The organism is Sphingobium fontiphilum, from assembly GCF_014196635.1.
Classification (GTDB): Bacteria; Pseudomonadota; Alphaproteobacteria; order Sphingomonadales; family Sphingomonadaceae; genus Sphingobium; species Sphingobium fontiphilum.
Genome location: NZ_JACIEB010000002.1, coordinates 98,519 through 118,214, shown reverse-complemented (window position 1 = coordinate 118,214; position 19,696 = coordinate 98,519). Strand labels below are relative to the sequence as shown.

Genomic DNA, 19,696 nt, shown 5'->3' with positions numbered 1-19,696 from the left:
CGGATCATTGCGCCGCCCTATAGGCGTCGATGCGCGCCAGATGGCCCGCCACCGCGTCGGCGGGCAGGAAGGAGCCGGTGAAGCTGTTGCGGGCGAGGGCGGCGAGATCGTCTTTGTTCAGGCCCCGCGCGGCGGCGATGGCGCGGTAATTGTCGGCGACATAGCCGCCGAAATAGGCCGGATCGTCGGAATTGACGGTGGCTTTCAATCCCAGTTCCAGCATCCCGTCGATGGGATGATCGGCCAGATCGCCGACCACGCACAGTTTCAGGTTGGAAAGGGGGCAGACGGTCAGCGTCATCCCCTCCGCCGCCAGCCGGTCGATCAGGGCGCCATCCTCCAGCGCGCGGTTGCCATGGTCGATGCGGTCGACATGGAGCAGGTCGAGCGCCTGCCACACATAGTCCGGCGGCCCTTCCTCCCCGGCATGGGCGACCAGTTTCAGCCCCTTTTCGGCGGCGGCGGCAAAGACGCGGGCGAATTTTTCGGGCGGGTGGCCAAGTTCGGAGGAATCGAGGCCGACCGCGATGATGTGGTCGAGCCATGGCTGCGCCTGCGCCAGCGTCGCGAACGCCTCCTCCTCGCTCAGGTGGCGCAGGAAGCTCATGATGAGGGCGCTGGTCATGCCATGGCGGGCCTGCGCGTCGGCCATGGCGTCGAGCAGCCCTTCGATCACATCGGCAAAGGGGATGCCGCGCGCCGTGTGCGTCTGGGGATCGAACATGATTTCGGCATGGACGACGCCGTCGGCGGCGGCGCGATCGAAATAGGCGGCGGCGAGATCGCGGAAATCGGCGCGCGTTCGCAGCACGTCGGCCCCGGCATAGTAGATGTCGAGGAAGTCCTGAAGATTGCCGAAATCATAGGCGGCGCGGACTTCATCGACACTGGCGTAGGGGATGGCGACACCGTTGCGACGTGCCAGCGCGAACATGAGGTCGGGCTCCAGGCTGCCCTCGATATGCAGGTGCAGTTCCGCCTTAGGCAGGCCGGTGATGAAGGCGTCGAGGTCGGTCATGCTGCATCCCTGTTCCACGCGCATTGCCCCATTATGTAGGTGCGGGCGACGGCGCGGTCGTCGCCCAATATCTGAAGCGCGAACAGGGTTTCGGCAAGGGTCGCGCCCGCCGTGCGCCGGGCGAGCAGCGGTGTGGCGGCGGGATCGAGCAGGACGAAGTCGGCCTCCTGCCCCACTTCCAGCGCGCCGACGCGGTCGCCGATGTGGAGGAGGGCGGCGCTGCCTGCGGTGGCGAGGTAAAGCGCGCGGAACGGGTCGAGGCGATAGCCCCGCATCAACGCCGCCTGATAGGCGACGCCGGCGGTGTGCAGCATCGAAAAGCTGGTGCCCGCGCCGATGTCTGTGCCTAGGCCGAGCTTCACGCCATGGGCGGCGGCCCGCGTGAAATCGAAAAAGCCTGAACCCAGGAACAGGTTGGAGGTCGGGCAGACGGCGATGCCCGAGCCGCTTTCCGCCATGCGGGCGCAGGCGCGGTCGGACAGGTGAATGCCATGGGCGAAGACCGACCGGGGGCCGACAAGGCCGAAGCGGTCATAGACGTCGAGATAGTCTATGGCGTCGGTGAAGCGCGCCGCAACCGCTGCGCATTCCCGCTCATTTTCGGCAAGGTGCGTGTGCATCAGCACGTCGGGATGGGCGGCGATCAGGTTGCCCGCCACCTGCAACTGCGCGTCGGAAGAGGTGAGGGCGAAACGCGGCGTCACCGCATAGCTCAGGCGCCCGCGCCCCCGCCATTTGCGGATCAGCGCCTCGCTGGCCTCGCGCGCGGTTTTCACCGTGTCGCACAGCCCTTGCGGGCCAAGGTCCATCAGCACCTTGCCCGACGCGATCCGCATGTCGCGGGCCAGCGCGGCTTCGAACAGGGCGTCGACCGAATGGTCGTGGACGGTTGGAAAGACGAGCGCGCTGGTCGTGCCGTTGCGCAGCAATTCGCCTAGGAACAGGGCCGCTGCCCGGTCGGCATGGGCGCGGTCGGCAAAGGCCGTTTCGGCGGGGAAGATGTGCCGGTCGAGCCAGTCGAGCAATTGTTCGCCATGGGCGGCGATGCGGTCCATCTGCGGATAATGGACATGGGCGTCGATGAAGCCGGGGACGATCAGGCCGGGCAGGGCCTCGACCGCGACGCCGGGATGGCGTTCGGCAAGGTCGGCATAGGGGCCGCGCGCAACGATTATGCCGTCCTCGACCAGCAGAAGCCCGTCCGGCTCATGGCGCACGGTTTGCCGCGCATGGGCGGGGTCGTGCGGGACGGAGAGAATGGCGCCGCGAAAGGCCCGGACGCTCATGCCGCCCGCCTTTCCCGCCCCAGTTGCAATATCTGCGCGAGCGCGGCGATGGCGATGACGTCAGGCTCCTTGCCGGTGATGCCCGACACGCCGATGGGGCAGGTGAGGCGCGCGCGGGCTTCGTCCGCGATGCCGTCGCCGGTCAGGCGGGAAAGGAAGCGCGCCCGCTTGGTCGCCGATCCGATCAGGCCGACAAAGGCGACCGGGCCGCGCCGCAACGCCGCCAGCGTCAGCCGGTAATCGAGCGCGTGATCGTGCGTCAGGATCAGGATGGCGGCGTCATCGGGCGCTTCGTCCACGCATTGTTCGATGGCGGCTTCCGGCACGATGGCGACGCCCTCGATGGTTTCGAACACCGGCCGCGTGTCGAACCAGGCGAGGCGGATGGGGAGAGGCGTGGCGTGGCGGGCGATGGCCTGGCCGACATGGCCCGCGCCGAACAGGTAGAGCGGGCGGCTGTGCTGGCCGATGGCCTCGACCAGGGTCGCGCCCTCGCGCGGGCGGTCGCCGCGCGCGGAGATCGGCGCGGGCAGAGCCTGGCCGCTGACATGGCGCAGGATCGCGCCGGGGCGCAGGGTGGACACCAGCACGCGGTCGTCGCGCGCGTCGGCCAGCCAGTCCAGCGCCGCCGGGTCGACATGCTCGACCAGCAGCCGCACCCGGCCGCCGCAACATTGGCCGAGCAGCGGCCCCAGCGGATAATCCTGCACCCGCCAGCTTCCCGGCGGCAGCGCCAATATGGCCCGGGCCTGTTCGATGGCGCGATATTCGAGTTGGCCGCCGCCGATGGTGCCGTGCAGGCCATCGGCCGTCACCAGCATCCGCGCGCCCGGCCCGCGCGGCGCGGACCCTTCGGTCGCGAGCACGCTCACCATGGCGGTGGGCATGGCGGGCGCGATGTCGCGCAGCCAGAGGAGCCAGTCGCTCATGCGGCGCGATGCCCGGCGATGGCGCGCAATATGGCTTCGGGCGTCGCGGGGGCGTTGAGCGGGGGCAGGGCGCGTTTGTCGGGCGCGGTCGCGGCGATGGTGCGACCCAGCGCCGAAAAGACCGAGATCGCCAGCATGAAAGGCGGCTCGCCCACCGCCTTCGAGCGGTTGATGGTGGGCTGCACATTGTCGCCATCCCACAGGTGGATGGCGAAATGGCGGGGGCGGTCGGAGGCGGTGGGAATCTTGTAGGTGGCGGGCGAATGGGTCAGCAACCGGCCGTTGGCGTCGAAAACCAGTTCCTCCGTCGTCAGCCAGCCCTGTCCCTGAAGGAAGCCGCCCTCGATCTGGCCCATGTCGATGGCGGGATTGAGCGAACGGCCGACATCATGGAGAATGTCGACGGCCAGCACCCTATGCTCGCCGGTCAGCGTGTCGACCACGACCTCGCTGACCGCCGCGCCATAGGCGAAATAATAGAAGGGGCGGCCCTTGTGGCTTTCCCGGTCGTAAACGATGCCCGGCGTCGCATAATAGCCGGTCGAGGACAGCGATATGCGGCCGATATGCGCTTTGCGGCAGAGGGTGGCGAACGACAGGCATTGGTCGCCGAACCTCACGCCATCGGGGGTGAAGCGCACATCGCCCGCCGCGCAGCCATGGGTGCGCGCGAGGAAGGCGGCCAGCCGGTCGCGGATCGTGGTTGCGGCTTCAAAAGCCGCCATGCCGTTGAGGTCGGCGCCCGATGAGGCGGCGGTGGCCGATGTGTTGGGCACCTTGTCCGTCCGCGTCGCGGTGATCCGCACGGTCGAGACGGGCACGGCGAACACGTCCGCCACCACCTGTGCGACCTTGATATAGAGGCCCTGGCCCATTTCGGTGCCGCCATGATTGATCTGGATCGACCCGTCTGCATAGACATGGACCAGTGCGCCGGCCTGATTGAGGTGGGTGGTGGTGAAGCTGATGCCGAACTTGACCGGGGTCAGCGCGATCCCTTTTTTGAGGACATTGTTGCGGGCGTTGAACGCCTCCACCGCCGCCTGCCGCTCGTCATAGCGGGCGGTTTCGCGCAGCCGGGCGATCATCTGCGGCGCGATATTGTCCTCGACCCGCATGGCGTAGGGGGTCACATCGCGATCGGGGCCATAGAGATTGGCGATCCGCACCGCCAGCGGATCGCGGCCCGTGCGCGCGGCGACATCGTCGATGATCCGTTCGATCGCCAGCATCCCCTGCGGCCCGCCGAACCCGCGAAAGGCGGTGGCGGAGACGGTATGGGTCTTCAGCCGTTCGGAGACGATCTCGACATCGGGCAGCCAGTAACAATTGTCGGCATGGAACATCGCCCGGTCGTTGATCGCGGGCGAGAGGTCGACAGTTACGCCACAGCGCGAGGCGAGGCGCAACGACAGCGCCAGGATGCGCCCTTCATCGTCGAAGCCGACATCATAATCGACGCGGAAGTCATGGCGCTTGCCGGTCATCGCCATGTCGTCGTCCCGGTCGCAGCGGAACTTGGCCGGGCGGCCGGTCTTGCTCGCCACCAGCGCGGCGGCGGCGGCGAACAGGGCGGCCTGCGTCTCCTTGCCTCCGAACGCGCCGCCCATGCGGCGCACCTCCACCGTCACATCGGCCGACGGGCGGTGGAGCATATGGGCGACCAGATGCTGGATTTCGCTGGGATGCTGGGTGGAGGAGAGGATGTGCATCTGGCCATCCTCACCGGGGGTCGCGATGGCGACCTGTCCCTCCAGATAGAAATGATCCTGCCCGCCCATGTCGAAGCCGCCGGTCGCGCGGCGGGGGGCGGTCGCCAGCGCGGCGGCGGCATCGCCGCGCGCCATGCGCTGGGTCGGTTCGATCAGCGATCCGGCCGCGCGCGCTTCCTCTATCGTCACCAGCGCGGGCAGCGGCTCATAGTCGATGCGGCCAAGCCTTGCCGCGCGGCGCGCGGCGTCCCGGCTGGTCGCGGCGACCAGAAAGACCGACTGGCCAACGCAGATCACCTCGCCATCGGCGAGCAGCCGATCATCGCCCGCCATGGGGCTGACATCGTTCGCGCCCGGAATGTCGGCGGCGGTGTAGACCGCGACGACGCCCGGCGCGGCGCGCACGGCGGACAAATCCATGGCGGCGATCCGCGCATGGGCCTGTTCGCTCTGCCCGAAGGCGAGGTGCAGCATGTCGGCCGGCTCCGCACCGTCATCGACATAGCGGGCGAGGCCGATGACGTGCAGATGCGCGCTGTCATGCGGATGGGACGGCTTGTCGATGGCGGGCCAGAGGGGGGCGCGATCAGCCAAGCTGCGCCTCCAGCACCGACACCGCCTCGCCCTGCGCGCCGTGCCACAGCCGCCAGAGCAGGCCGACCGCCGCGTCGATCCGATAGGCTGCGGTCCCGCGCACGTCGGTCAACGGGGCATAGTCTTCGCGCAGGGCATCGGCGGCGGCGGCGATGGTCTCTTCGGTGAAAGGCTGGCCAGTCAGCGCCGCTTCGCACAAGGGCGCGCGGCGCGGGGTCGCCGCCATGCCGCCAAAGGCGACCCGCGCCTGCGTGACGACGCCATCGGCCATGTCGAGCCGGAAAGCGCCGCACACCGCCGAAATATCGCTATCGAAGCGGCGCGACAATTTGGAGATATGGACGATGCTGTCGGGGGCGGGGCGGGGGATGTGGACGCTTTCCACATATTCCCAACTGCGCCGGTCCTGCTTGCCATAATCGAGGAAATAATCCTCCAGAGGCATCGTCCGCCGCCCCATGTGGCTGCGCAGGGTGAGCGTCGCGCCCAGCGCGATCAGCGCGGGCGGGCCGTCGCCAATGGGGGAGCCGTTGGCGATGTTGCCGCCGATGGTCGCAGCGTTGCGGACCTGCAAGCCGCCGATCCGGCGGACGAGTTCGCCAAGGTCGGGGTGCAGCCGGGCGCAGGCGGCATGGGCCTGCGCATAACGCACGCCCGCGCCGATGGTCAGGCCCTCGTCCGTTTCGGCCATGGTCCGCAGTTCGGCTATGTCGCCCACGAAGATCAGCGTGTCGATGACGCGCAGGCCCTTTGTCACCCACAGGCCCACATCGGTCGCGCCGGCCACCATGCGCGCGTCGGGATGGGCGGCGAGCAGGTCGGCGAGCGCGTCGGCGGTGCGGGGGACGAACCAGCGGCGGTCGCCATATATCCCCGCCACCGTTTCGCCGCTGGCCAGATCGCGCAACTGTTGGGCCAGCGCCGCATCGTCCCGCGTCAGCGCGCCGGTGGTGGCCGCGGCCTCCAATATCGGGCCATAGCCGGTGCAGCGGCACAGATTGCCCGCCAGCACATCCTCGACCGGCAGGTCATGGCCGCTGGCCCCGACCGCGCGACCATAGAGCGACATGACGAAACCGGGGGTGCAGAATCCGCATTGCGAACTGCCATTGGCGGCCATGCAGGCCTGCAACGGGTTGAGCGCGCCGCCATCGGCCAGGCTCTCGACCGTCAGCAGCGCCTTGCCATGAATCATCGGCAGGAAGAGGATGCAGGCGTTGACCGCGCGCCAGTCGACGCGCGTTCCGTCCGCGTCCAGTTCGCCCACCAGCACGGTGCAGGCGCCGCAATCGCCCTCCGCGCAGCCTTCCTTCGTGCCGGTGCGGCTCATGCGATAGCGCAGATGGTCGAGCAGGGTGGCGGTGGGATCGACATCGGAGATATCCACGATCTCGCCGTCAAGGATGAAGCGCACGCTCATTTCAACTGCCCCGATAGGTGGAATAGCCATAGGGCGAGACGAGCAGCGGCACATGATAATGGCCGTCCGGGTTGGCTATGCCGAAATCAATGGCGATGATGTCGAGGAAGGGCGGTTCGGGCAGGTCGACGCCCGCCGCGCGGAAATAAGCGGCGACCGCGAAGACGATATGATAGCGGCCGGGAGCAAGCGGCGGGATGCCGGGACAGCGGCCATCGGCATCGGTCACGCCGCTGAACAGGCAATCGCCATCCTCGTCCAGCAATTGCAGCGCAACTCCGGCGGCCGGGCGGCCATGGGCGGTGTCGAGCACATGGGTGGAAAGGCTGCTCATGCCGCCGCCTCTCTGGGCCAGTCACCGATAAATTCGGCTTCCTCATAGGCGAGGAAGTCGGCGACCAGCGCGTCGCGATCATCGAGGAACAACTGATCCGCCACCCCGGTCAGCAGCTTTGGCAACGCATTGTGTAATCCCGACAGGGCCGAGGCGGACAGGCCCAGGCTGGCGAGCGCGGAATAGTTGAAGGCGAACAGGCCATGCAGCATCGCCCCGTTCGCCCCGTCGCGCGGCAGGAACTCGAAGGCCGGGCCAAGATAGGGATGGGCGTCGAGCAGGGCGTTGGCCATGTCCGGCGGCGTGTAGCGGTCGGCCCAGCGGGCGATGCCGTCCGCCACCATCCGCAATTCGGGGCGCAGGCCCGGGTCGCTCAGCAGGCCGGTGGAGATGATCGCGAAGTCGAACATCATGGCGCCATGGGGCGTGGTGATCTCCACGCCGCCGTCCTTCGCGGCCACATTCAGCCAGGGCGACCCCAGATGCAGCGCGAAACCGGGCCAGGATGCCGCCCGTTCGAACGTGTCGTTGGTCGGCGGCTGGTTATGGGCGAGGAACGCCGCCATCACCGCATATTTGGTGGCGTCGTCCAATGCCGGATAGCGGGCGGCGAAGCCCACCCGTTCCATGAAGCGTATGGGGTTGATCCGCGGCATCGCCTTGCGCCGCATGAACACTTCGGCCGCCGCCACGCCTTCGCCGAGCGCATGGTTGGCGTTGTCGAAGGCCGACGCGCCGCCGCCCAATATGGCGACGCGCTTGCCCCGGAGCGCGGCGAAATCAATCGGCTCGCTGGTGTGCGCCCACAGCGATTTGGGCAGGTTGTCGCGGATCATGGCGGGCGTGTGCCATTCGCCGCCGCCTTGGATGCCGGTCGCCAGCACCACCTTGCGCGCCAGCAGCGGCTCGCCGCCCGCGATATGCAGCCGGTGCAGCCCGGCGTCGGGGATCGGTTCGATGAGGTCCAGCCGCGCATTGTTGCGCACGGGCAGGGCCAGAACGTCGCGATACCAGCGCAGATAGGCCATCCAGTCGCCCCGCGCGATCTTGTCCACCGCCTCCCACCCGGCGGCGCCATGCTGCGCCTCCCACCAGGCGCGGTAGGTGAGCGAGGGGATGCCATAGTCGATGGGATTGAGCGTCTTGGGCGTGCGCAGCGTCACCATGCGGGCATAGGTTTCCCACGGGCCTTCATAACCCGCCGGATTTTCGTCGAGGATGAGGACGTTGGCGATGCCCTGCGCGCGCAGGCCAAAGGCCGTGGCGAGGCCGCATTGCCCGCCGCCGATGATGGCGACATCCAGCACCGGCGCGCCGTCATGGCTGCGCGGCCGCACCCAGGCGGGCCGGTCATGGCCGATCAGGTCGAGATCATGGCGCAGCCGCGCTTCGAGCGCGGGCAGGCCAATGGCGTCGGTGGGCGTCATGCTCATGCCATATCCTTCAGGCGCAGGCGGACGATTTCGCCGATTTGTTCAATGGCCGTGGCGATTTCGGCGTCGCGGTCGTTTGCGAGGCGCGCCGCCATCGCCGCGAGTATCCCCGCCTTGTCGGTCAGGCGGACACAGATGATGAAGGGGAAGTCGAACTTCGCTCGATAGGCGGCGTTGAGGTCGTGGAAGCGGGCATATTCGTCCGGCGTCATCCGGTCGAGCCCGGCGGAGGCCTGTTCCGCCGCCGACGCCGCCGTCAGCGTGCCGTCGATGGCGGCTTTGCCCGCCAGTTCGGGGTGGGCGCGGATCAGGGCGAGTTGCTCTTCGGTGGACGCATCATGCACCACGGTCATCAGGTCCGCCCAGCGATCGCCGGAGGACGGCCGCGCGTCGGCGCGCGCCTCCACCCAGGGACTATGTTCGAACAGGGCGGTCCCGGCGGGCATCAGTGGCTGTTCCCTTCCAGCGAGACATGGGCGGAGACGACTTTCCAGCCGTCGGGGAATTTCACCCAGCTTTGCGTCTGGCGGCCGCGCCGGTCGCTGTTTTCGCGGAAGAATTCGGCGTCGGCGGTGGCGAAGGAATCGCCGTAAACAGTGATCGCGACCTTCCCCAGCTTGCGCTGCGGCGATCCGCCACGGCCCTTGCGGAATTCGCGTATCGCCTCAATGCCATAGAGGACTTCGCCCACGCCATAGCGGTTGGTGGTCGGCGCTTCGTGGAACAGCGCGTCCATCGCCGGAATGTCATCCTCCATCAGTGCGCGCTCATATTCCATGAAGGCGGCGGTGACTTGCGCCAGCAGTTCGGGATCGTCGATAGTCATAGGGGGTGAACCTCCATCCAGTGGCGGGCGATGTCGATGCGGCGGGCGACCCAGGCGTCGCCGCTGGCGATCACATGGTCGAGGAAGCGGGCGAGCGCGCGGGCGCGGCCGGGTCGACCGGCGATGCGGCCGTGCAGGCCGACGGACATCATCCGCCCGCCTTCCTCACGGAGCTGGTCGAACGTGTCGCGCAGATAGCGGAAGAACTGTTCGCCTTCGGTAAAGCCGTTATAGGCGACGATCTTCATGTCGTTGGCGTCGAGCGTATAGGGGACAATGAGTTGCCCCTGCGCATAATAGGGTAGGTCGTCCGCGTAGCTGTCGGCGTCGTAGATAAAGCCGCCTTCCTCCCGCACCAGCCGCGCGGTGTTGGGCGATGTGCGGCCCTGATACCAGCCCAAGGGGCGGCTGCCGGTCAGGCGGGTGTGGATGGCGATGGCCTGCGCGATATGGTCGCGCTCCACATCTTCGGGCACATATTGATAATCGATCCATTTGAGGCCGTGGCTGGCGATTTCCCAGTCGGCCGCCAGCATCGCATCGACCGCTTGGCCGTTCATCGCCATGGCGTTGGCGACGCCGAAGACGGTGACGGGCAATTGCCGTTCGGTAAATATGCGATACAGCCGCCAGAACCCCGCGCGGCCGCCATATTCATAGAGGCTTTCCATCGCCATCGCACGGGCGGGATGGCTGGCTGCGCCGACCATTTCGGACAGGAAGGCTTCGGAGCCCTTGTCGCCGTTGAGGACGCTGTTCTCCGCACCTTCCTCATAATTGACGACGAACTGCACGGCGACCTTCGCGCCGCCGGGCCAGCGCGGATCGGGCGGGGTGGGGCCATAGCCGATGAGGTCGCGCGCCATCATGCCCATCCTCCCCTGACAGGGGAGGTCGCGGACCGCAGGCCTGACGGAGGGGTGTCGCCCCCGCGACAGGGAGATACCCCTCCACCACCGCCTTGGGCGGCGGTCTCCCTCCCCCTGTGGGGGAGGATGACGGAAGATCGCGCGCTCTTCATCCCCAAGCCTCCATCGCGGCGGCGACGGCCTTGCCGGGCGGCAGGGCGAAGCCTTCGCGCAGCAGGCAGGCTTCGAGCGCGCCGAGCGTCAGCAGCACCTTATGCCGCATGGCGTTGTAGCCCATCGCGCCGATGCGCCAGATCTGGCCCGCCAGCGGGCCGAAGGCGGTGCCGATCTCGATCTCGAAGGCTTCGCGCATCATCCGGCGGATCGCTTCGCCATCGACGCCATGGGGGATATGGACGCCGGTGACATTGGTCATGCGGGTGGCGTCGGCGCCGAACACGGTCAGTCCCATGGCGCGCAGCCCGGCGGTCATCGCCCGCCCGGCGGCGGCGTGGCGGGCATAGCGGGCGTCCAGCCCTTCGCCCAGGACGATCCGCGCGCATTCCCGCGCGGCATAGAGCATGGAGGTCGCCTCCGTATGGTGATTGAGGCGCTTTTCGCTCCAATAATCCATGATCATCGCAAGGTCGAAATAGTTGGAGCCGATGCGCGGCCCCGCGCCATCCTCCAGCCCCGCCATGCGGATGCCCGCTTCGGTGTGTCGGCGGGCGAAGATATGCTCCGCCGCTGCGTCGGAAATGGTGATCGGTGCAGAGCCGGACGGGCCGCCGAGGCATTTCTGAAGGCCGCCGGTGACGATGTCGACGCCCCAGCGGTCAGCGGCGATTTCCATGCCGCCGATGGTGGCGGTGGCGTCGACATAGGACAGCGCGCCCGCCGCTCGGCACAGGTCGCCCAGGCCATCGAGCGGCTGGGCCATGGTGGTCGACGTGTCGCCATGGACGCACGCGACCAGTTTCGGCGCGGTGCGTTCGATGGCGGCGGCGATGGCCTCCATAGGCACGGTTTCACCCCAGGGCGCATCGACGGTTTCGATGACCGCGCCGATCCGGCTGAGGATTTCGGTCAGCAACAGGCCGAAGCGGCCGAAGTTGACCACCAGCACCCGGTCGCCGGGCGCGACGAGGCTGACCAGCGACGCTTCGATGGCCGCGCGCGCGGTGCCGTCGATCAACATGGTCCAGCGATTGGCCGTGCCGAAGATCGGGCGATAGAGCGCCATCACCTGATTCATATAGCCGGTCATTTCCGGGTCGAACTGGCCCAGAAGATCGGCCGACATGGCGCGCAGCACGCGGGGATGGGCGTTGACCGGCCCCGGCCCCATCAGCAGGCGCTGGGGCGGGTCGATCTCGCCGAAGAGGGTCGGATCAAGCGGCAACGGACTCTCCCAATTTTCTTATGAAGCCCAGCATAGCCTGAAATGCGGCTTCCGCATCGGCCGGGTCGATATGCTCGGCGGGGTTGTGGCTGATGCCCGCGCGGCAACGGATGAAGAGCATGGCGGTGGGGCACAGCGCAGCCATCGCCATCGCGTCATGCCCCGCGCCGGACACGAGGCGGAAGGGGGGATGGCCGGCATCGGCCAGCGCGGCGTCCATCATGTCCATCAGCGCCGGGTCGCAGGGGCTGGCGGGCAGATCGTGGACCTGTTCGACAGCGACCGCCAGCCCGCGCGACGAGGCGACATGCTCCAGCGCGACCAATATGGCTTGCGCCGCGCGGTCGCGGCGGGCCGGGTCGCCCGAACGGATGTCGATGGAAAAGCGGACCTCGCCCGGCACGACATTGGGCGCGCCGGGCAGCGCCTCGATCCGGCCGACGGTCGCCACCAGATCGGAGGCGTCGTCGCGCGCGATTCCTTCGATGGCCAGCATCATTTCCGCCGCGCCGGTCAGCGCGTCGCGGCGCAGCGCCATGGTGGTTGTGCCGGCATGATTGGCCTGTCCGGTGACGATGGCGGACAGGCGCAGTTGCGCGGCGATGCCGGTGACCGTGCCGAGCGCGAGGCCCTTCGCCTCCAGCACCGGACCTTGTTCGATATGCGCTTCGAGATAGGCGAGGGTCGCGCCCGGTGCGCGGCGCGCCGCCAGATAATCCGTCACCCCAGCGAAGGCTGGGGTCTTTGCGTTTCGAGGCATGAGACCCCAGCCTTCGCTGGGGTGACGGAAGGAGGCCAGGGCGTCATGCAGGGTGACGCCGTCGCGATCCGCCACCTCCAGCGCATCAGCCTCCAGCACCCCCGCCACTGCGCGGCTGGTCAGCATCGCGGCGGGGAAGCGGGAGCCTTCCTCGTCGCCAAAGGCGATGATCTCGATAGGGAAGGGCAGGCGTCGTCCGGCGCGGTTCAGCGCGTCGACCGCCTCGATCCCCAGCATGACGCCCAGCGGCCCGTCATAAAGGCCCGCGTCGCGCACGCTGTCGATATGGCTGCCGATCAGCAAAGCGGGGGCGTCGCGCGTCGCACCCTCATAACGGCCGATCAGGTTGGCGGCGGGGTCGAGGCGCACGGTCATCCCGGCCTGCTCCATCCATTCCGTCAATGCGCGTTGCGCGGCGGCATAGGCGGGCGTCAGATAGGCGCGATAGAGGCCGCCCGCCATGTCGCTATAGGGCGCTGCGCCCAGCATGTCGCATCGCGCCACCGCGCGCGCGCCGCCGGGGGGCAGGGCGCTCACCATGAAGCGACCTCGCCATCGCTGCGCGGATCGGTTGCGCCATCCAGACGGCCGTCGGCATGGCGGACGATGGCCCCGGCATGGCCCATGGTCGCGGTGAGCGGGCCGATACGCTCGATATCATGGCCCGCCGCCGCCAGCGCCGCGTAAATCCCTTCGTCAAAACCGTCCTCCAGCTTCAGCGTCAGGCTCTGTTCGCCCCATGTGCGGCCAAGCAGCCAGCGCGGGCGGCTGATCGCCTGCTGGAGGTCCACGCCATAATGGGCGTAGCGGGTGAAGAGCGCCGCCTGCGTCTGGGGCTGGCCCTCGCCGCCCATCGTGCCATAGGCCATGGTGCGGCCATCGTCGAACCGGGCGAGCGCGGGGTTGAGCGTGTGGAAGGGCTTGCGGCCGGGCCTGAGCGCGTTCCAGCCGGTTGTCGCAAGGCGAAAGCTCGATCCCCGGTTCTGCCAAGTGATGCCGGTGCGCGGCAGGACGATGCCCGATCCGAATTCGAAATAGGTGGACTGTATGCAGGAAACGACGCGCCCGTCCTTGTCCGCCGCCGCGAACCAGCAGGTGTCGCCCCATTGGGTGGGCTGGGGCCAGGGCAGGGCGCGGGCCGGGTCGATCCGCGCCGCCAGCGCGTCAAGTGCGGCGGGATCGTCGAGCAGGCCCTGATAATCATAATCATGGTAAGCGGGATCGCCGACATGCGCGTCGCGCAGCAGAAAACCCTGCTTGGTCGCCTCCACCACGCTATGGACATGGGCGAAGCTGTCGGCGGCGCCCTTGTCCCGCAGCCGGTCGAACAGGGCGAGGATCAGGAGCGAGGCGAAGCCCTGGGTCGGCGGCGCGCTGTTGTAGAGGATCGCGCCCGCGATCGGCACATGCAGCGGCGCGGGGCGGGTGGCGGCATGGGCGGCAAGGTCGGCGGCGGAGACGGGGCTGCTCAACGCGGCGAGATCGGCGGCGATGTCGGCGGCGAGGGCCCCGGTGTAGAAGCTGTCCAGCCCCTCGGCCACGAGCCGCTCCAGCGTTTGCGCCAGAGCGGGCTGGCGCAGCATGTCGCCCTCGACCAGCGGGCGGCCTTCGGGTTCGAAGGTCGCCGCCCATGCGCCAGGCTGGCCGCGCAGTTCGCCGCCCTTGGCCGCCGCGATGGCCGCGCCCCCGGCGGTGACGGCGACGCCCGCCTTGGCATGAGCGATGGCGTCGCGCAGCAGACGTTCGAGCGGCATCGTCCCGCCCGCACTCTCCAGCGCCGCTGCCCAGCCCGAAATCGTGCCCGCGACAGTGTTGGCCGCCAGCGGCCCGCGCGTGGGAACTGCATCCAGCCCCGCATAAAGCGACAGGTCGGCGCTCGCCGCCGCGCCGCCGCAGCCATGGACGCCATGCACCCGGCCGTCCGGCTCCGCGATCACCCAGAAACCGTCGCCGCCCATGCCGGTCATGTGCGGATAGACGACCGCCAGTGTCGCGGCGACGGCGACGCAGGCCTCGACCGCATTGCCGCCGTCGCGCAGCACATCGCGCCCAGCGCGGGAGGCCAGAAAATGGGGCGATGTCGCCATCCCGTTCGCGCTGGTCACGGTCGTCAGCATCGGCCTATCAATCCGGCAGCGCCGCGACAAAGGCGCGGACGACATGGGCGGAATTGACCGAGGCGAGATGCTCGAACGTATCCTCCATATTCTTGTGCCGGTCGCCGCCCGCCAGGTCCGACAGGCTGCGGAAGGCGATGGCGGGCACGCTGTTGGCATAGGCGACCTGGAGCACGGCGGCGGATTCCATGTCGAGCAGCCGGGCGTTCCATGCCTTTTGCAAGTAGATGCGGAAGGCGGCGTTGTCGGCGAAGACGCCCGCGCTGACCCCCGTGCCCCCCACCACGACCTTGGGCGTTCTGGGCAGGCAGAGTTCGGAGCCGGGCAGCGCCTTTTCACTGGCGGGGACACAGCGTTCCATCGCCACCTGCGGCGCCACCTGCCGCGCCAGCGTCAGCAGGGCGGGGTCGACATGGAAGACATAATGGCGGCTGGGCGCTTGCGTGGCGCTGCCCACGCGCACGCCGCGCGGGAACATGAAGTTCCAGTTGAGCGGCGCCTCCGGGTCGATCTTTTCGGGCGGCTCATACCCTTTCCTGGTGCGGCGGGCGAAGGAGACTTCCAAATATTGCCCCCAACTGTCGGCCACGATCACGTCGCCGATGTTGAGCACCGGGTCGACGCCGCCCGCGATGCCGGAAAAGACGATGCGCTTGACGTTGAAATGATCGAGCACCAGTTGCGTGTTCATGGCGGCGTTGACCATCGAAACGCCGCTCTGCATCAGCAGCACGGGCTTGCCCGCCATCGCGCCCGTCAGGAAGGTCATGCCGTTGATCTGGTGCTTCTGGGGATCGTCGATCGACGGCTCCAGCGCATTCCATTCGGGATAATAGGCGGTCATCAGCACGGTGCGCGGCGTCTCGTCCAGCTTTTGCGCGTGCGCGGCGGAGAGCGGCGCGATGAGCGCGGCGGCGAGGATCAAAATGCGGCGCATCAGGCGGCTCCCATCCAGATGAAGCGAACGACGAACAGCCCGGCGAGGATGAAGAGGAACCAGTCCTTGCGCGTTGCCGTGCCGCGCACGAGCTTGAGCGCGGCATGGGCGGTGATGCCAAAGGCAAGGCCGTTGGCGATGGAGAAGGTCAGCGGGATCATCGCCACGGTCAGGAAGGCGGGGATGGCCGACATCGGGTCTTCCCACTCCACTTCGGTCAGCGGCAGCAGCATCAGGCCGCCGACGATGATGAGCGCGGGCGCGGTCGCCGCCAGCGGCACCAACTGGGCATAGGGCGCGACGAACATGGTGGCGAGAAAGAGGATGCCGGTGACAATGGCGGTTAGGCCGGTGCGCCCGCCCGCCTGCACGCCGGCCGCGCTTTCGACATAGGATGTGACGGTGCTGGTCCCCGCCATGGAGCCGACGATGGTGGCGACCGCGTCGGTCATCAATATGCGGTTGAGGCCGGGGATTTTTCCGGCGGCGTCGATCAGCCCGGCGCGCTTCGTCACCGCGACCAATGTGCCGATATTGTCGAACAGGTCGACGAACAGGAAAACGAACAGGATTTCGACAAGGCCCAGACCATGGCTGCCCGACAGGCCGAACACGCCCGCTAGGTCAAGCTGGAACGCGGTGCCGGTCAGCGCGTCGAGGCTATAGGGTTCGGGCTTCACCTCGACCTGCCCGAACAGCCAGCCCGCGATGGTGGTGGCGACGATGCCGATCAGCATCGCGCCGCGCACGTTCCACACGCTGAGTGCGCCGATCACCAGCATGCCGAACAGGGCCAGCACCGCGCCCGGCGCTTTGAGGTCGCCCAGCGCCACGAAGGTCGCCGGGTTGCTGGCGATGATGCCCGCGTTTTTCAGGCCGATGAAGCCGATGAACAGGCCGATGCCGCCCGCCACCGCTGCGAACAGATAAGGCGGGATGACCGACACGATCAGTTGCCGAACGCCCGTCAGCGTCAGGACGAGGAAGGCGACGCCCGAAACGAACACGCAGCCGAGCGCCACGGGCCATGGCACGCCCATCTGGCCGACAACGGTGAAGGCGAAATAGGCGTTGAGGCCCATGCCCGGCGCCAGCGCCAGCGGCACATTGGCGGTCATGCCCATGAGGATGGAGGCGAAGGCGGCGGCGAAGCAGGTGGCCGCCGCGACCGAGGCGACCGGCATCCCCGCCGCGCTCAGGATCGCGGGGTTGACCAGCACGATATAGGCCATGGTCAGGAAGGTGGTGAATCCGGCCAGCACCTCTGTTCGTGCGCTCGTGCCCCGTTTCGATAATGCGAAATAGCGGTCGAGCCGCCCCGCCTCAGCCTCTGTCATGTCATGTCCCCCTGCGCCGCCATGGCCGCTGGCGGCGACGCGCCGACCAGCCCTTGCCTTTCCAGCATAGCGGCAAAATAAATCAACATGGCTTCGCTGCCCGGCTTGCCGATCAGTTGCAGGCCGAGCGGCAATTGGCCGGGGCGCAGCAGCGGCGCGGCGAGCGAGGGCAGGCCGGTGAAGCTGATCGGCTGGCTGTGAATGCCCAGGTCCGCGCGCGCGGGCGCCATCGCGCCGTCGATCAGGATTCGCGGGTCGTCCACTGTTGGCGCGACGCAGGGCGTGGCCGGGGCCAGCAGCACGTCATGGTCGGCGATCAGGTCGACGATCCGGGCGCGGAAGGTCGCGCGGAACGCCTGCGCCTTGTCGTAAAGGGCGCGCGGCAGCAGCGATCCGGCGATCAGCCGGTCGCGCGTCGCCGGGTCGAAGGCCATGGCGTCGCTGGCCAGCGCATCGCGGTGCAGCGCCCCGCCTTCATAGGCGGTGATGAGGAAGGCGGCGGAGCGCGCCCGCGCGATGTCGGGCAGCTCCAGCATCGGGCTGTCGGGGGCGATTGCGTCGATGGCGGCGACCTGATCCGGGTCGATATTGTCGCGGAAACGCCCGCCCATGCGGGCCAGGCGGAAAGAAGCGGGCGGCGGGGGGGCTTCGACCCCGGCCAGCACCTGCCAGACGGCCAGCATGTCCGCGGCCGAGCGGGTGAACGGGCCGATGTCGTCGAAACTGTCGGCAAAGGGGAAAACGCCGCCCATGGGCAGGGCGCCATGGGTGGGTTTGAGGCCATAAAGCCCGGTCAGGCTGGCGGGGACTCGGATGGAACCGTTGGTGTCCGACCCCAGCGAGAAGGGCAGCAGGTCCGCCGCGACGATGGCGGCCGATCCGCCCGACGATCCGCCCGCCAGCCGGGATAGGCCGTGCGGGTTGCGGGTCGTGCCATGGCGGGCGTTGATGGTGGCGAAGCCATAGGCGAACTCGTCCATGTTGAGCGTTGCGACCAGCACCGCCCCTGCCGCGCGCAGGCGGGATATGGCCTCTGCGTCCGCGCTTGCCGGAGGCGCGTCGGCATAGAGGCTGGAACCGGCGGTGGTGGGCAGGCCAGCGACGTCGAACAGATCCTTGACGCCATAGGGCACGCCCGCCAGCGGGCCGGGGTCTTGGCCCGCTGCGATCATGGCGTCGACCTGCGCCGCTTCCTGTCGCGCCCTGTCGGCCAGCAGGCGGGTGACGGCGCAGAGCGGCTCGGCATGGGCGTCGATGGCGGCCAGACAATTTTCCAGAATCTCGGTGGCGGTCGCGCGACCCTCGCGCACCGCCGCGGCCATGGCGATGGCGTTCATCATGCGGCTGCATCCTCCGCGGGAGCCAGCAAGATGGCCGCATGACGATCCAGCAGGGCCATGTTGGCGACGACCCCGGCCATGCAGGCCGGGGGGATGGTCATGCCGATCGCGCAAGCGGCCTCGGCGATCTCCACCTCTGTCTGGGGCAGGGTCGGGATGGCGGGGATGCTTGTCGCCTTTGTCGCTTCGTCCAATTGGCGTCGAAAGCGTCCGGCCAGCGCGGCGCAGAGGAAAAGCTGCAACTGGTGAAAAATCATCAGCGGCAGCACCAGCATGCCGACCTGCGCGGGCGGGAACAGCGCGCCGGCCATCGGAACGCCCGACACCAGGCTCTTTTTCGATCCGCAGAAGAGGAGGACGATGGCGTCCTCCCGCGCCAGCCCCGCCCAGCGGGCGATCAGCATGTTGGCGGCCATGATGAAGGCGAGGATGACGGCGCTCAAGCCCAGCAGCATGAGAAGGTCGACAGCGTTCACCCGCGTCCAGATGCCGCCGACCACCGCCGCGCTGAACGCTGAATAGACAACCAGCAATATGGATCCCCGGTCGACCGGCGTCAGCATCCCCTTGTTGCGGTCAATGAAGCCGCCGATCAGCGGGCGAAGCACATGGCCCGCCACGAACGGCGCGAGCAGTTGCAGGGCGATGGTTTGGATCGAGTGAAGCGAGGAGAGTCCGCCGCCATCGACTTGCATCACAAGGCCGACGAGCAAAGGCGTCAGCATGATGCCCAGAAGGTTGGACAGTGACGCGCTGCACACCGCCGCCGCGACATTGCCGCCCGCCATGGCGGTGAAGGCGATGGACGATTGCACGGTGGAAGGGAGCAAAGTGAGGTAGACGATGCCCGACAACAGCACCGGATCGATCGCGTTGCCCAACAGGGCGAACAGGATGATTCCGGCGGCGGGGAATAGCATATAGGTCGAACCGAGCACCATCAGGTGCAGCCGCCAGTGCCCGGCGCCCTGAAGAATGGCGGCGCGCGACAATTTCGCTCCGTGCAGAAAAAACAGCAGGGCGATGGCGATGTCCGCCAATATGTCGACAGCCTGCGCCGCCTGCCCGCGCGCAGGCAGCAAGGACGCGGCGACGACCGTGCCGATCAGCCAGGGCAGGAAGGGATCGATGCGAAGGGAAGCGATGGACGGGCGCGCCATGGCGGCCCTTATGCCCGGCCTTCCCCGATCTATCCAATAGAATGACTTGGACGGATCGTTGCAAAAATGAGAGCGGTTGATGCGCGCCCGATCAACCTGTCCGCTTTCTGACATTCGTCGTCAGATTTCGTTCATATTTGCCGCGTCATATAAGGGCCGTCGCCCGGCTTACCCCCTTTTGACGGGCGACCCTCCCTGAACCTCGGCCCCGCCGTTGAGCTTGCTCCGGCGGGGTTCCTTTTG

The 19,696-nt window shown here is 68.0% G+C and carries 17 protein-coding genes; all 17 read right to left on the bottom strand.

The annotated features are described in order from the left end of the window. Nucleotides 1–4: 4 nt before the first annotated feature. Nucleotides 5–1,018 carry an adenosine deaminase gene (locus tag GGR44_RS04875; RefSeq protein ID WP_183954353.1) on the bottom strand — a complete coding sequence of 338 codons (1,014 nt, stop codon included), beginning with the start codon at nt 1,016–1,018 and terminating at the stop codon, nt 5–7. Beyond that, nucleotides 1,015–2,304: a guanine deaminase gene (guaD, locus tag GGR44_RS04870; protein WP_183954352.1), complete on the bottom strand. Its 1,290-nt coding sequence runs from the start codon at nt 2,302–2,304 to the stop codon at nt 1,015–1,017. Before guaD ends, GGR44_RS04875 begins: the two co-directional genes overlap by 4 nt. Then, nucleotides 2,301–3,233, bottom strand: a complete 933-nt coding sequence (xdhC, locus tag GGR44_RS04865) for a xanthine dehydrogenase accessory protein XdhC (protein ID WP_183954351.1) — start codon at nt 3,231–3,233, stop codon at nt 2,301–2,303. The genes guaD and xdhC overlap by 4 nt, the downstream gene beginning before the upstream one ends. Further along, nucleotides 3,230–5,539, bottom strand: a complete 2,310-nt coding sequence (gene xdhB, locus GGR44_RS04860; protein ID WP_183954350.1) for a xanthine dehydrogenase molybdopterin binding subunit — start codon at nt 5,537–5,539, stop codon at nt 3,230–3,232. The genes xdhC and xdhB overlap by 4 nt, the downstream gene beginning before the upstream one ends. Continuing rightward, nucleotides 5,532–6,959, bottom strand: a complete 1,428-nt coding sequence (xdhA, locus tag GGR44_RS04855; protein ID WP_183954349.1) for a xanthine dehydrogenase small subunit — start codon at nt 6,957–6,959, stop codon at nt 5,532–5,534. Before xdhA ends, xdhB begins: the two co-directional genes overlap by 8 nt. Before the next feature lies 1 nt (nt 6,960). After that, nucleotides 6,961–7,293, bottom strand: coding sequence for a hydroxyisourate hydrolase (gene uraH, locus GGR44_RS04850; RefSeq protein ID WP_183954348.1), 333 nt, complete (start codon nt 7,291–7,293; stop codon nt 6,961–6,963). Then, nucleotides 7,290–8,726, bottom strand: coding sequence for an NAD(P)-binding domain-containing protein (locus tag GGR44_RS04845; protein ID WP_221214280.1), 1,437 nt, complete (start codon nt 8,724–8,726; stop codon nt 7,290–7,292). Before GGR44_RS04845 ends, uraH begins: the two co-directional genes overlap by 4 nt. Then, the gene (gene uraD, locus GGR44_RS04840; protein WP_183954347.1) at nt 8,723–9,172 is read right to left on the bottom strand and encodes a 2-oxo-4-hydroxy-4-carboxy-5-ureidoimidazoline decarboxylase; all 450 of its coding nucleotides are present in this window, start codon (nt 9,170–9,172) and stop codon (nt 8,723–8,725) included. The genes GGR44_RS04845 and uraD overlap by 4 nt, the downstream gene beginning before the upstream one ends. Further along, nucleotides 9,172–9,552: an oxalurate catabolism protein HpxZ gene (gene hpxZ, locus GGR44_RS04835; RefSeq protein WP_183954346.1), complete on the bottom strand. Its 381-nt coding sequence runs from the start codon at nt 9,550–9,552 to the stop codon at nt 9,172–9,174. The genes uraD and hpxZ overlap by 1 nt, the downstream gene beginning before the upstream one ends. Then, complete coding sequence (gene puuE / locus GGR44_RS04830) at nt 9,549–10,418, bottom strand: allantoinase PuuE (RefSeq protein WP_183954830.1); 870 nt, start codon at nt 10,416–10,418, stop codon at nt 9,549–9,551. The genes hpxZ and puuE overlap by 4 nt, the downstream gene beginning before the upstream one ends. Before the next feature lie 151 nt (nt 10,419–10,569). After that, on the bottom strand, nt 10,570–11,748 hold the full coding sequence (locus GGR44_RS04825) for a pyridoxal-phosphate-dependent aminotransferase family protein (RefSeq protein ID WP_183954829.1): 1,179 nt from the start codon (nt 11,746–11,748) through the stop codon (nt 10,570–10,572). A 43-nt stretch (nt 11,749–11,791) separates the two neighbouring features. Continuing rightward, nucleotides 11,792–13,102 (bottom strand): allantoate amidohydrolase, encoded by a 1,311-nt coding sequence (locus GGR44_RS04820; protein ID WP_183954345.1) that lies wholly within the window; start codon nt 13,100–13,102, stop codon nt 11,792–11,794. Beyond that, a complete protein-coding gene (locus tag GGR44_RS04815) occupies nt 13,096–14,679 on the bottom strand; it encodes a gamma-glutamyltransferase family protein (protein ID WP_183954344.1) in 1,584 nt (527 codons plus the stop codon). Before GGR44_RS04815 ends, GGR44_RS04820 begins: the two co-directional genes overlap by 7 nt. 7 nt (nt 14,680–14,686) lie before the next feature. After that, nucleotides 14,687–15,616 carry a 5'-methylthioadenosine/S-adenosylhomocysteine nucleosidase gene (locus GGR44_RS04810; RefSeq protein WP_183954343.1) on the bottom strand — a complete coding sequence of 310 codons (930 nt, stop codon included), beginning with the start codon at nt 15,614–15,616 and terminating at the stop codon, nt 14,687–14,689. After that, nucleotides 15,616–16,953: an NCS2 family permease gene (locus GGR44_RS04805; RefSeq protein ID WP_183954342.1), complete on the bottom strand. Its 1,338-nt coding sequence runs from the start codon at nt 16,951–16,953 to the stop codon at nt 15,616–15,618. The genes GGR44_RS04810 and GGR44_RS04805 overlap by 1 nt, the downstream gene beginning before the upstream one ends. Then, the gene (locus tag GGR44_RS04800; protein WP_183954341.1) at nt 16,950–18,293 is read right to left on the bottom strand and encodes an AtzE family amidohydrolase; all 1,344 of its coding nucleotides are present in this window, start codon (nt 18,291–18,293) and stop codon (nt 16,950–16,952) included. The genes GGR44_RS04805 and GGR44_RS04800 overlap by 4 nt, the downstream gene beginning before the upstream one ends. Beyond that, nucleotides 18,290–19,453 carry a bile acid:sodium symporter gene (locus tag GGR44_RS04795; RefSeq protein WP_183954340.1) on the bottom strand — a complete coding sequence of 388 codons (1,164 nt, stop codon included), beginning with the start codon at nt 19,451–19,453 and terminating at the stop codon, nt 18,290–18,292. Before GGR44_RS04795 ends, GGR44_RS04800 begins: the two co-directional genes overlap by 4 nt. Nucleotides 19,454–19,696 lie beyond the last annotated feature (243 nt).